Source organism: Sphaerisporangium krabiense (assembly GCF_014200435.1).
In the GTDB taxonomy this organism is placed as follows: Bacteria; Actinomycetota; Actinomycetes; order Streptosporangiales; family Streptosporangiaceae; genus Sphaerisporangium; species Sphaerisporangium krabiense.
Genome location: NZ_JACHBR010000002.1, coordinates 1,350,142 through 1,362,924 on the forward strand (window position 1 = coordinate 1,350,142; position 12,783 = coordinate 1,362,924).

Annotated in this window: 10 protein-coding genes; 6 read left to right on the top strand and 4 right to left on the bottom strand. The window is 73.3% G+C overall.

The features are described 5' to 3' along the window. Window positions 1-5 precede the first annotated feature (5 nt). Entirely contained in the window at window positions 6-890 is an 885-nt protein-coding gene (locus BJ981_RS33890; protein WP_184617423.1) for a sulfotransferase family protein, read from the bottom strand. 233 nt (window positions 891-1,123) lie between these two features. On the opposite strand from BJ981_RS33890, the gene BJ981_RS33895 reads away from it, so the two are divergent. After that, on the top strand, window positions 1,124-2,050 hold the full coding sequence (locus BJ981_RS33895) for a S66 peptidase family protein (protein WP_239139651.1): 927 nt from the start codon (window positions 1,124-1,126) through the stop codon (window positions 2,048-2,050). Window positions 2,051-2,091: 41 nt separating this feature from the next. Beyond that, a complete protein-coding gene (locus tag BJ981_RS33900; RefSeq protein WP_184617424.1) occupies window positions 2,092-2,994 on the top strand; it encodes a hypothetical protein in 903 nt (300 codons plus the stop codon). Here BJ981_RS33900 and BJ981_RS33905 read toward each other — a convergent pair. Further along, the gene (locus tag BJ981_RS33905; RefSeq protein WP_184617425.1) at window positions 2,991-4,799 is read right to left on the bottom strand and encodes a glycoside hydrolase family 15 protein; all 1,809 of its coding nucleotides are present in this window, start codon (window positions 4,797-4,799) and stop codon (window positions 2,991-2,993) included. The two genes, BJ981_RS33900 and BJ981_RS33905, sit on opposite strands and share 4 nt — an antisense overlap. A 34-nt stretch (window positions 4,800-4,833) precedes the next feature. Then, the gene (yczE, locus tag BJ981_RS33910; RefSeq protein WP_184617426.1) at window positions 4,834-5,475 is read right to left on the bottom strand and encodes a membrane protein YczE; all 642 of its coding nucleotides are present in this window, start codon (window positions 5,473-5,475) and stop codon (window positions 4,834-4,836) included. 64 nt (window positions 5,476-5,539) lie between these two features. On the opposite strand from yczE, the gene yczR reads away from it, so the two are divergent. After that, complete coding sequence (gene yczR / locus BJ981_RS33915; RefSeq protein ID WP_184617427.1) at window positions 5,540-6,982, top strand: MocR-like transcription factor YczR; 1,443 nt, start codon at window positions 5,540-5,542, stop codon at window positions 6,980-6,982. Window positions 6,983-6,989: 7 nt separating this feature from the next. On the opposite strand, the gene BJ981_RS33920 is transcribed toward yczR, so the two are convergent. Further along, a complete protein-coding gene (locus BJ981_RS33920) occupies window positions 6,990-8,474 on the bottom strand; it encodes a peptide MFS transporter (RefSeq protein ID WP_184617428.1) in 1,485 nt (494 codons plus the stop codon). A gap of 307 nt (window positions 8,475-8,781) precedes the next feature. On the opposite strand from BJ981_RS33920, the gene BJ981_RS33925 reads away from it, so the two are divergent. From BJ981_RS33925 to BJ981_RS33935, 3 genes are all read left to right on the top strand, one after another. After that, a complete protein-coding gene (locus BJ981_RS33925) occupies window positions 8,782-10,626 on the top strand; it encodes an AMP-dependent synthetase/ligase (RefSeq protein ID WP_184617429.1) in 1,845 nt (614 codons plus the stop codon). A gap of 131 nt (window positions 10,627-10,757) precedes the next feature. Continuing rightward, window positions 10,758-11,717 carry a hypothetical protein gene (locus BJ981_RS33930; protein ID WP_184617430.1) on the top strand — a complete coding sequence of 320 codons (960 nt, stop codon included), beginning with the start codon at window positions 10,758-10,760 and terminating at the stop codon, window positions 11,715-11,717. 161 nt (window positions 11,718-11,878) lie between these two features. Beyond that, complete coding sequence (locus BJ981_RS33935; RefSeq protein ID WP_184617431.1) at window positions 11,879-12,721, top strand: hypothetical protein; 843 nt, start codon at window positions 11,879-11,881, stop codon at window positions 12,719-12,721. The last annotated feature ends 62 nt before the right edge of the window (window positions 12,722-12,783 follow it).

Below are 12,783 nucleotides of genomic sequence, written 5' to 3' on the forward strand. Positions count from 1 at the left end.
CCGCCTCACAGGTAGCCGAGCCGCCCCAGCTCGTCCTTGGCGATCTTCTCCACCAGCGCGGCCTGCTCGGGGCGCAGCCCGGAGCGCCACACCCCGACCCGGGGAGCGGACGCGCCGTACAGGCCGACCGTGGCGACCCGGGCCTCCAGGAACGCCGAGACCGAGGCGATCGTCTCGTTCGGCGAAGCGGCCATGTCCTCGTAGCGGATCGTCAGGAGCTGCTCGCGCGGCATCTCCTGGCGCAGCGCGGCGCTCAGGCGCACGGCGCTGCGCCAGCGCAGGGCGCACTTGCCCGCCGGGTCCATGCGCGACCACTTGTCGCGGTGCTCGCCCGCGTTGACCCCGAGGAACGGGTTGGGGAACTCGGTCTCGTCGCTGAGCAGGCCGGGCCTGGCCCACGTCATGGACGACCGGTCGGCCAGCATGTCGGCGGCGACGTCCCTGCCGTCGCGGATCACCTGCACCAGCCGGGCGTCGGGGAACGCCTGGAGCAGGATCGGCGCGCTGTAGAGCAGGTCGGGGTTGGCGTCGCCGAACCGGACGACGGCGCCGGGGGACGCGCACGGGCCGCCGCCGCTCACGGCGCCGGCCTCCCGGCACACCACCGGGCAGTCGGCGCAGGCCCCGGGGACGATCTGCCAGGCCTCGGCGAGCGCGTCGCGCAGCACCCGCACCGCGCCGCCGCCCTTCCTGCGCATGATCGAGGGCCGCCGCGCGAAGGCGTACACCACGTGGGCGACCGCGGCCCGGCCGATGGTGACGTGGAAACCCGGGGAGCGTTTCAGCGCACGGGCGAGGAGGTCCGCGCCGGACTGCGGGGCGCCGAGCACGAACACCGGTCGACGGACCTTGATGCCGTTGACCACGAGAATGTGGGGCGGGGGTCGCATAAGTGAGGACAGTCTGACACCCTTTGCGAGGTGAACGAACCGGCTACGCCCCGCCTCTCGGTGGTGCATGGCGTCACCTGGGTAAGAGTACTCACCATGGCGGAAGTTTCACCCGATTCGCGGGGCATCGCCGCCATTGATGGCGCGGGCGTCCTCCCGGCGCCGCGGCCTGTCTCCGAAGTCTCCAGAGTCTCCGCGGTCTCCGAAGCCCCGCGAGTCCCGGGCGGCGTCCGGTGAACGGCCGGCGCCTGTGGGTGCCCTCGCGCCTGCGGCCGGGCGACCGGGTGGCGATCGTCGCCCCGTCCGGCCCCGTCGACCCGGTCGGCCTCGCGCGGGGCCGCCAGGTGCTCGCCGAGACGGGCCTCGAGGTCGAGGTCATGCCGAGGGTCATGCACCGGCGCGGCTACCTGGCGGGATCGGACGCCGGGCGGGCGGCCGACCTGCAGGAGGCCTGGTGCGACCCCGCCTACCGCGCGGTGGTGTGCGCCCGCGGCGGGTACGGCGCCACCCGGCTGCTGGAGCTGTTCGACTGGCACGCCATGGAGGCGGCCCGCCCGAAGATCCTGCTCGGGTCCAGCGACATCACCGCCCTGCACCAGGCGTTCGCCGTCCGCCTCGGCGTCGCGAGCTGCTTCGGGCCGATGCCGGCCTGCCAGACGCTCGGCGACCCCGAGGGGCCGGACCCGGCCTCGCTCGCCCACCTGCGCGCCTCGCTGTTCGAGACCGAGGCGCCCGGCCCGATCACCGGGGACCGGGTCATCGTGCCCGGCCGCGCCGAGGGCCCGCTGACCGGCGGCAACCTGGCGCTGCTCGCCGCCCTGTGCGGTACGCCGTACGCCCTGCGCGGGCGCGGGCGCCTGGTCCTGCTGGAGGACGTCGGCGAGGAGCCCTACCGCGTCGACCGCATGCTCACCCAGCTCCTCCAGGCGGGCTGCCTGGACGGCGTGGCGGGCATCGCCCTCGGCTCCTGGGTGGACTGCGGCGACCCGATGGCGGTGCTGATCGAGCGGCTGGCCCCGCTGGGCGTCCCCATGATCGCGGGACTGCCGGTCGGGCACGGCTCACCACAGTTCACCGCCTGGATGGGGGCGGACGCGGTTATTGATACGGAATCGTGCTCTTTGGCTTGCCTGTTCCGCGACCCTGCCACGGCAATGTAGGCGACGGTCCGGGGAAAGACAGCGGTAGTTGGGAGCCTCGTGTGGGCTTGTTCAGGCGGCGCCGCGACCGGCGGGCCGGCGCGCGGCGCGCGATCGAGGACGTCGACCTCGACTCGCTGCTCGCGCTGGTCGCCGACGATCTGGGGTACTCCTGGGAGTTCACCCCCGACGGCGCCACGCTCGTGCTGTCCGGCCCCCGGCGGGTCGCCGTCCCCCTGACGGGCCTGCGCCGTGAGGTCGCGCGCCGTCCCCGCGAGGACTGGCCGACGCTGGCCGCCGGCCATCTGACCCGCGCGGTCGAACGGGGCGACCACCTGCCCGACGTGTGCGACCTCGCCCGCGTGCGCCCGCTGCTGCGCACCCGCGTCGTGCTCGCCGACGACCCCCGGGAGGACCCCTCCCGGCTGATCGGCCGCCATCTCGGCTCCGACCTGGTCGAGATCCTCACCGTCTACGGCAGGCCGGTGCGCCCGGAGGAGGCGTTCTGCTGGCCCGTCACCCCCGCCGAGGCCCTGGACCTGGCGGCGGCCAACGTGCTGGCCGACGAGCGGCTCACCTCCGAGCGCGTCGACCTGGACGGCACGCCCGCCTGGATCATGTCCGGCTCGGACTCCGGCGCCGCGGTGCACCTGCGCCGCATCGAGGACTACCTGCTCGTGTCGTCCGACGGCGTCATGGTCGCGATGCCGCGCCCCGGCGAGATGATCGTCCACCCGATCGGCGGGCTGTCGGTGATGCGCGCCATCGAGCGGCTGTGGCTGCACGCCCGCCGCGAGTACCGCTCCCGCGACGACGGCCTCAGCCCGCACGTCTACTGGTGGAAGGACGGCAGGCTGACCAGGATCCAGGCCGACCTGGTGGTCCAGGACGGCCAGCGGCGCCTGGTCGTGGCCCCGCCGCCCGAGTTCGCCCGCATGCTCGCCGACCTGGCCCGGGGCCGCTAGCCCATGAGGCCGGCGGTGCGGTGCGGGGCGCCCTCGGGCTGGGAGAGGGTGTGGGCGGCGTGGATCAGCGGGACGTGGCTGAACGCCTGCGGGAAGTTGCCGACCAGCCGGCCGTAGCGCGGGTCGTACTCCTCCGCCAGGAGCCCGACGTCGTTGCGCAGGGCCAGCAGCCGCTCGAACAGCTCGATCGCCTCGTCCCGCCTGCCGATCATGGCCCGCGCCTCGGCCAGCCAGAAGCTGCAGGCCAGGAACGCGCCCTCGCCGCCGGAGATGCCGTCGACGGCGTTGCGCTGGGCGAGGGGGTAGCGCAGCACGAAGCCGTCCGACATCAGCTCGCGCTCGACGGCCTCGACGGTGCCGATCACGCGGGGGTCGTGGGGCGGCAGGAAGCCCGTCTGGGGGATCAGCAGCAGCGCCGCGTCCAGCTCCTCCGAGCCGTAGGACTGGGTGAAGGTGTTCCGCTCGGCGTCGAACCCCTTGGCCATGACCTCGGCGTGGATGCGCTCGCGCAGCGCGCGCCACCGGTCGGCGGGCCCGTTCTGGCCGAACCGCTCGACCTGCCGTACCGAGCGGTCGGCGGCGACCCACGCCATGACCTTGGAGTGGACGAAGTGGCGCCGTGGCCCGCGGACCTCCCACAGGCCCTCGTCGGGCTCGTCCCAGTGCGACTCCAGGAAGTCCATCAGCGAGCGCTGGATCGCCCAGGTGCGCGACAGGGCGGGCAGCCCGGAGGCCCGCGAGACGTACAGGCAGTTGATCACCTCGCCGTAGACGTCGAGCTGGAGCTGGTCGACGGCGGCGTTGCCGATGCGCACGGGCCGGGAGTCCTCGTAGCCGTCCAGCCAGGACAGCTCCATCTCCGGCAGGCGCCGCTCGCCCGCGACGCCGTACATGATCTGCAGGTCCTGGGGACGGCCGGCGATGGCGCGCAGCAGCCACTCCCGCCAGTCGCGGGCCTCCTCGACGTAGCCGGCGCCGATCAGCGCGTCGAGCGTCATCGTCGCGTCGCGCAACCAGCAGTAGCGGTAGTCCCAGTTGCGGACGCCGCCGAGGTCCTCGGGCAGCGAGGTGGTCGGGGCGGCCACGATGCCGCCGGTCGGGGCGAACGTGAGGGCCTTCAGGGTGATCAGCGAGCGGGACACCGCGTCGTGCCAGCGCGTCTCGCCGTCCGGCTGCCACTGCCCCGACCATTCGGTCCAGATGGCCTCGGTCTCGGCCAGTTCCGCGATCGGGTCGATGTCGTGCGGCTTGGGGGAGTGGGAGGGGTGCCAGGTGAACACGAACGGCAGCCGGTCGCCCGCCCGCATGCGGAACGTGGCGCGGTGGGCGTAGTCGCCGCCCTGCAGCGGGACCGGCGAGTGCAGCCAGACCGAGTCGGGGCCGCCGATGGCCTGGAGGATGCCGTCGCTGCGGCGCACCCAGGGCACGATGCGGCCGTAGTCGAAGCGGATGCGGATCTGCGTGGCCATCTCGACGGTGCCGGCCAGGCATTCCACGACCCGCACCAGGTCGGGGTTGGCCTGGCGGGGCGGCATGAAGTCGGTGACGCGGACGGTGCCCTCGGGGGTGTCCCACTCGGTTTCGAGGATCAGCGTGCCGGGGCGGTAGCGGCGGCGGGTGCTGAGGCGGCGGCCGGGGCCGGCCGGGCCGATCCACCAGCTTCCGTTGCGCTCGCCGCCGAGCAGGGACGCGAAGACGGCGGGGGAGTCGAACCGGGGCAGGCAGAGCCAGTCGACCGAGCCGTCCCGCCCGACGAGCGCGGCCGACTGCATGTCCCCGATGATGGCGTAGTCCTCGATCCGCATGCCGTCACGCTAGTACCCCGTGGCGGTGGGTGGGTCACGATCCCTGCGGCGGGACCTCCCCGGGCTCCGGGCGCGGGCGGGGGCGCATCCGGGGCATGAAGAACTGGGTCAGCGGGCCGATGGTCAGCGCGAAGACCACGGTGCCCACGCCGACCGTGCCGCCGAGCAGCCATCCGGCGGCCAGGACCGTGAGCTCCACGAGCGTGCGCGCGGCGCGGATGGACAGGCCGAGCCGGTGCAGGCCGGTCATCAGCCCGTCGCGGGGGCCGGGGCCGAGCCCGGCGCCGATGTAGAGGCCGGTGGCCGCGGCGACGAAGACCACGCCCGCCAGCAGGTAGGCCCAGCGCAGCGCGAGGTTCTCCGGGGTGGGCGCCAGCCAGAGGGTCAGATCGGCGAACAGGCCGAGGAAGACGATGTTGCTGACCGTCCCGATGCCCGGCCGCTGCCGCAGCGGGATCCAGAAGACCATCACGGCCAGCCCCACCAGGATGATCCACGTCCCGATGGACAGCCCGGTGCGCACCGACAGGCCCTGGTGGAACACGTCCCAGGGGCCGTTGCCGAGGTGCGACTCGACCTGCAGCGCGGCGCCGCCGCCGTAGAGGGCGAGCCCGGCGTACAGGCGCAGGAGCCGCTGGGGGAGAGATCCCAGGTAGGGGAGGGAGAGTTCGCTCATAATGCTGGTAATGGTGTGAGCTCATTGGCTTGCTCATAAAGGGCCAATCCGAGAAAGTGGCCTTATGGAGCGCTATCTGAGCGGGCCGCAGCTCGCCAGGCTCATCGAGATCCCCGCCGGCACACGCCCCTACTACCGGGCCCTCGCCGGGTCGGTGCGCACGCTCGTGCTCGACGGCCGCCTGCCCACGCGGGTGCGCATGCCCGCCGAGCGCCACCTGGCCGACGCCCTCGGCGTCAGCCGCACCACGGTCACCGCCGCCTACGACCGGCTGCGCGAGCAGGGCTACCTGGAGAGCCGCAAGGGCGCGGGAAGCTGGACGGCGCTGCCCGCGCCCGGCGCGCTCGGCACCGAGAACCCCTGGACGTCCGCCGACGGCGACGACGGCCTGCTCCCGCTGCACTCCGCCGCGCCGCCCGCGACGGTCCTGCTCCCCGAGGCCCTGGCGGGCGCCGCCGAGGACTACCCCCGCTACGGGCTCGGCACCGGCTACGACCCGATGGGCATCCTGCCGCTGCGGGAGGCCATCGCCGGGCGTTATGTCGCCAGGGGCCTGCCCACCCGGCCCGACCAGATCCTCGTCACGCTCGGCGCCCAGCACGGCACCCACCTGCTGATGTCCCTGCTCGCCGGGCCGGGCGACCCGGTGCTCGTCGAGTCCCCCACCTATCCGCACGCGCTGGACGCGGCGCGCGGCCGCGGCGCGCGGCTGGTCCCCGTCGGCGTGCAGGAGAACGGCCCGCCCATGGACCTGGTGCGCTCCGCCCTGCGCCAGTCGGGCGCCCGGCTCGCCTATGTCATCCCCGACTTCCAGAACCCGACAGGGGTGCTGATGCCCGACGCCGCCCGCGCGGCCCTGACCGAGGCGGCGCGCCGGCACGACACGACGCTCATCGTGGACGAGAGCTGGACCGAGATGGCGACCGACGAGGCGCCCGCGACCTCCCCGCTCGCCGCCTTCGACACCGACGGCCGGGTGATCAGCGTCGGGTCGTCGTCCAAGCTGATGTGGGGTGGCCTGCGCATCGGCTGGATCCGCGCGACCGCCGCGCTGGTCCGGCGCCTGGCCGTGGTGCGCGCCTCGGTCGACCTCGCCGCGCCGCTGTTCGAGCAGCTCGTGGTGACCCGCCTGCTCGCGCGGATCGAGGAGGTCAGGGCCGAGCGCCGCAGCACGATCACCGCCTCGCGTGCGGCGCTGGTGGAGTCGCTGCGCGAGCGGATCCCCGAGTGGCGGTTCACCCTGCCCCGCGGCGGCGCCTCGCTGTGGGTGCGCCTGGACGCCCCGGTCGCCACCCCGCTGGCCGACGCGGCCGCCGCCTGCGGCGTGCGGCTGGCCCCGGGCCCGTGGTTCGGCGTGGACGGCACGCTGGAGCGCTACCTGCGCCTGCCCTACACGATGTCCCCGGCGGCGCTCACCGAGGCCGTCCGCCGCCTGGCCGTGGCGCGCACGCTCGGCCCCGGCGCCGTCCACGGCCGTCCCGCCGCGCCGCTGACGCCGACGCTGTGAGGCGGGCCTAGGCGGGCACCTCGCCCATCAGCACGCGCAGCCGCCGCGAGAAGCCCAGCAGCACCGCGGCGGCGGCCACGGCGATCACGGCGAGCGTGGCGAAGTAGGCGGGCTGGGACATGTGCCCGAGCAGCCGCGCCGTCTGGCCGCCGATCGCGTCGCCGACGGCGAACGACAGGAACCACACCCCGAGCATCTGGCTGCGGAACGCGCGCGGGGCCAGCTCGGTGGTCACCGACAGGCCCACCGGGCTGAGCGACAGCTCCCCGAACACCTGGATCAGGTACACCAGGAACAGCCACCACACCGAGATCCTGCCCGCCTGGGCCAGGTGGGCCGCGTAGGCCATCACCAGGAAGCTCGCGCCGACCAGGAACAGGCCGGCGGAGAACTTCTGCGCGGCCCCGACCCGGGAGCCGAGCCGCACCCACAGGGCCGCGAACACCGGCACGAAGATCAGGATCAGCAGGGGGTTGAACGACTGGGTGGTCGCGGCGGTGATGGAGTGCCCGAAGAGCCGCAGGTCGGTCTTCTCGGCCGCGAAGTCGTTGAGCACGGTGGGGGCCAGGTCGTAGATCATCCAGAACACGGCGGCGGCGGCGAACAGCCAGACGTACGCCTTCATCTTCGTTCGCTCGCCGGAGGTCATGTTGTGGCTGCCGAGCAGGATGTAGGCGAAGTAGGCGATCGGCACCAGCACCGTGATCACGGTGAGCGCGACCGTGAACCGGTCGACGGTGAGCGTGCCCGACAGCGCCCACAGGCCGAGGGCGAGCGCCACGGTCGCGAGCCCGGCGACCGCCAGGCTGCCGAAGCGGCGGCCCTCCTCGGGCGTGAGGCGATGGCCGGGCTCGTCTCCGGCGCCGCGCAGGTGCCGCGCGCCGAGGACGTACTGGGTCAGGCCGACGGCCATGCCCACGGCGGCGGCGCCGAAGCCGAGGTGCCACCTGCCGTCCTTGGCCAGGTTGCTGACGACGTAGGGGGCGGCGAAGGCGCCGAGGTTGATGCCCAGGTAGAAGATGGAGAACCCGGCGTCGCGCCGCGCGTTGTCGCCCTCGGGGTACAGCCGGCCGACCATGGTCGAGATGTTCGGCTTGAGCAGGCCGGTGCCGGCCACGATCAGCCCCAGGCCGAGCCACACCAGCGCGGCCCCCTCGATCGGGACGGCCATGCAGATGTGCCCGAGCATGATCACGCAGCCGCCGGCGAGCACCGCCTTGCGCGCGCCGAGCACCCGGTCGGCCAGCCACCCGCCGGGCAGCGCCAGCAGGTAGACCAGCGCGCCGTAGACGCCGACGACCGCGGTCGCGGTGGTCTTGGGCAGGCCGAGCCCGCCGCCGGAGACCGTGGCGGCCAGGAAGAAGAACAGGATGGCGCGCAGCCCGTAGAAGCTGAAGCGCTCCCACATCTCGGTCATGAACAGCGTGACGATGCCGCGCGGATGACCGAAGATCGTTTTCTCTCGCGCGCGCTGGCCGGCCTCTACGGACATGCCGGTACGCCCCCGTTTCGCTCAGGTGTGCCGCGATCCCCCCCGAGACCGCGTGATCGCTCCCGGACGGGCGTCAGCGCGCCCCGACCAGATGGACCGACTGTCCTGAATATCCGAAAAAGTGCTCACTGTACAAATATGGGCGCTCGCTGTCCGTCCACATGATCACGGTTCGTGGCCGTCCGGGCACCCCTCGGCGCCGCCGGGAACAGGGGCGTCCCTTGTCACCCACGAGGTCTTGTCTGCCATGAACGCCTGTGGTGCGATGCATGCCACCTGTGCACGCGGGATCACCAGGAGGCGCGACATGGCCGACCCCCGGGTCATTGCGGAACGTTCCGAGATCGAGGCCGAGATCGCCGGCCGCACCATCTGCGATCAGCTCAAGCTCACGGCCGAGCGCTTCCCCGACGCACCAGCCTACTCCGACCCCGCGCCCGACGGCGGCTGGACCACCCTGACCTACGCCGAGGCCCGCCACCGCGTGCTCGCGATCGCGGCCGGCTTCGCCGCGCTCGGCCTCGGCCCCGGCGAGGCCGTCGCGCTGATGATGGTCAACCGCAGCGAGCACGTCCTGGCCGACCTCGGCGCCGTCCACGCGGGCGGCGTGGGCTGCTCGATCTACTCGACCTTCGCCCCCGACCAGGTCGCCTTCGTCGCCGGGGACGTCGGCGCCGGGATCGCGGTGCTCGGCGGCCCCGAGGATCTCGACCGCTGGCGGCAGGTCCTGGCGGGGCCCGGCGGGCCGCGCAAGGTCATCGTGCTGTCCGGCGCCCCCGAGGGCGAGCGGTTCATGAGCTGGGACGACTTCCTCGCCCTCGGCGAGCGGGAGCTGGCGCGCGACCCCGCCGCCGTGGAGGCCCGCGCCGCCGCCGTCACCGCGGGCGACGTGCTCAGCGTGCTCTACACCTCGGGCACCACCGGCGACCCCAAGGGCGTGCCGCTCACCCACGCCGGAATCTTCTACGAGGTCGTGGGCACCGACCGCCTGACCCGGCTGCCCGAGCGCGGCGCGCAGATCTCCTACCTGACCTACGCCCACATCGCCGAGCGCGTGCTCAGCCTGTACCTGCCGCTGTTCAAGATCTCCCACACCTACTTCTGCACCGACATGGCGCAGCTCGGCGCCGTCCTCGGCCAGGTCAAGCCCGTGCTGTTCTTCGGCGTGCCGCGGGTCTGGGAGAAGATGATGGCCCGCCTGCAGGCGCTGCTCGGCACCCAGCCGCAGGAGCAGCAGGACCAGGTGCGCGCCGCCATGGCCGCCGGCCTCGCGTACGTGGAGGGGCTGCAGTACGGCCGCACGCCCTCCGCCGAGGTCACCGCGGCCTACGAGCGCGCCGACGCCGCCCTGCTCGCGATCATCCGCGCCATGATCGGCTTCGAGAACGCCCGCTGGCTGGCCACGGCGGCGGCGCCCATGCCGCTGGAGGTGCAGCGCTTCTTCGCCGGCCTCGGCATGAAGGTCCTCGACGTGTACGGCATGACCGAGACCAGCGGGGCGTTCACCGCCAACAGCGACGGCGAGTTCAAGCTCGGCACGGTCGGGCGGCCCGGCCCCGGCGTCGAGGTCCGCATCGCCGCCGACGGCGAGATCATCACCCGCAGCCCGGCCAACACCCCGGGCTACCTGCACCGCCCCGACGCCACCGCCGAGCTGATCGACGAGGACGGCTGGCTGCACACCGGGGACGTCGGCTCGATCGACGAGGACGGCTTCGTCAGCATCCTCGACCGCAAGAAGGAGCTGATCATCACCGCGGGCGGCGAGAACATCTCCCCGGCCAACACCGAGAGCTACCTCAAGGAGCACCCGCTCATCGGCCAGGCCCTCGTCCACGGCGACCGCAGGCCCTACGTCGTGGCGATCCTCACCCTGGACGGCGAGGTCGCCCCGGTGTGGGCGCGCGGGCACGGCATCGAGTTCACCACCCTCGCCGAGCTGGCCGCGCACCCCGGCGTGCTCAAGGAGGTCGAGGCCGCCGTCGCCGCCGCCAACGGCAAGCTCGCCCGCGTCCAGCAGGTCAAGAAGTGGCGCCTGCTGCCCGACGAGTGGACCGCCGAGACGTTCGAGCTCACCCCGAGCCTCAAGCTCAAGCGGCGCGTCATCCACGCCAGGTACGCCGAGGTGATCGACGCGATGTACGAGGGCTGACCGGCGGCCCTGTCCGGGTATGTCCAGGCCTGCGTCGGTCTGTGTCGGCGCTGTGCCGGCGCCGGTGTTTTACCCGAGGCGGCGCGTGTCGGGCTCCGGGGGTTTACCGGCCGGTGCCTAGCCTCCACCGCATGACCATGAGACGTCTGCTCACGTCCTCGGTGGCCGGGCTGGTGGGGCTCGCCGTCCTGGCGGAGGCCCCCGCGGCGACCGCCGAGGCGCCCCCGCCCTCGTCCCGGGGCGGCCTGGCGGCGGGGCCCGCGCGGGCGCCCGGAGGCCCGGCCATCCGGTCGGTGCGGATCCGCCCGAGGAGCCCGGTGGCCCGGCCCCGGGGCGTGGTCCGCCTGGTCGTCGAGGTGGTGGCCCGCGGCGCCTCCGGCCGGAACGGGGTCACCTTGCGCGTCGAGCCCGCACGCCGCGGCGCCGCGAAGCGCCCCCCGGCGCGCGGGAAACGCTCAACGGCCCGCGGGAAACGCTCAACGGCCCGCGCGAAGCGCTCCCCGGCCCGCGGGACGGGTTCGGTGACCCGTGGGAAGCGGTCCGCGGCGCGTGGGAGGCGCGCCACGCGCCCTCCGGTGGTGGCGCGTCCCTCCCTGGCCGCCCGCACGGGCGCGCCCGTGGCCGGCGCCGCGGGGCCGGGCTGGGAGCTGTGGCGGTTCGACCCGCCGGTCGGGCTCAGCCGCTGGTACCCCGCGGGCCGGTGGCGGGTGGTCGCGACCGTCAGGAACGGCGGCGGAGCGCGCTCGACGGCGTCCTCGACGTTCCTGTTCCGTAAGGCCACCATGTTCAGCGGCGTACGGGTGACCCCGGTGCGCGGGCGGGCGTGGCGGGTGCGCGTCTCCGGCACCCTCATGCGGGTCGACCCGGCGGGCAGGTACGACTACTGGTCCTTCCCCGGTCAACGGGTCGTCGTGCAGTTCAGGAAGCACGGCGGCAGGAAGTGGCGCAGCGTCGCCAAGGCCCGCGCCGACGGGGAGGGCCGGTTCGTGCGCCAGGTGAGACGGGCACACGGGACATGGCGCGTTATATATCCAGGAAACTCGCATTACTCGCGTAGTACCACCTCACAGCGACATGTAGCGAGAAAATAGGACAAATCGACTTGCGTCATGCCATGACCTGTGTGGCGGAGTGTCCATTTTGTAATAATCAGTGAGGCCGGCCCCGGCAACTTTCCCCGTCCTGAGAGCGTCTATGACGTAGGCACACCCCCGCTTGGGATGCCTTTCTCCACGGGGAGAGGAAAGTCCGAATGATGAAACGCATCGCCACCGCTCTGGTGGCGGCCGCCGTGGGCGCCTCGGTGCTCACGGTGGCGGCTCCGGCGCTGGCCGACCCGGCGCCGGACGCCCCGGTCAGCATCGAATCCGTCAAGGTGACCCCCGACCCGGTGGTCATCCGCGGGTCCGACGACGTCACGGTCACGGCCACGGTCCAGACCGTGAACGCCGCGGACGTCAAGATCGGCTTCGGGCCGACGGGGCAGGGCGGCGCGCCCGACTGCAACCCGTGCGCCGGCGCCGCGAAGGCGTCCGCCGGTGGCGCGGAGTGGAAGACGTGGACCCGGAGCATCGTCCTGGACCGCCGCGACCCCGACGGCAAGTGGGTCGTGTACGTCGAGGCGACCGGACGCGACGGCAAGGTCGTCAAGGCCGAGTCCTCCTTCCAGGTCCGCCACGTCAGGGTCCACAAGCCGTACCGCGGCCCCCGCGCGACGCGGATCGAAGGGTTCGACGCGAGCCCCGAGCCGGTCAGGAAGGGCCGCAAGCTGACGCTCGAAGGCCGGCTCACCGCCGCCAGCTGCCGCGGCAACTGGTGGTGGAACGGCGACGTCTACGTCGTCGGCGACGGCCGCTGCCGTGACGACCACCGCTGGAGCGGCTGGCGTCAGGTCGGCTGGCAGGACATCAAGGTGTACTTCCACCCCGCGAGCGGCGGCCGGTGGCAGTACGTCGACACGATCGGGACCAACCCGGACGGGACCTTCTTCACGAAGATCCCGGCCTACTGGTCCGGTACGTGGAAGGTCGTCTTCGAGGGCGCCCGCGGCCTGTACGGGTCGTCGGCGGCCGACTACGTCAGGGTCGTCGGCTGACGGGCCGGTGAGCGAGTGGCGGAACGCCCGGTCCCGCGCGGGACCGGGCGTTCCGTCGTCTC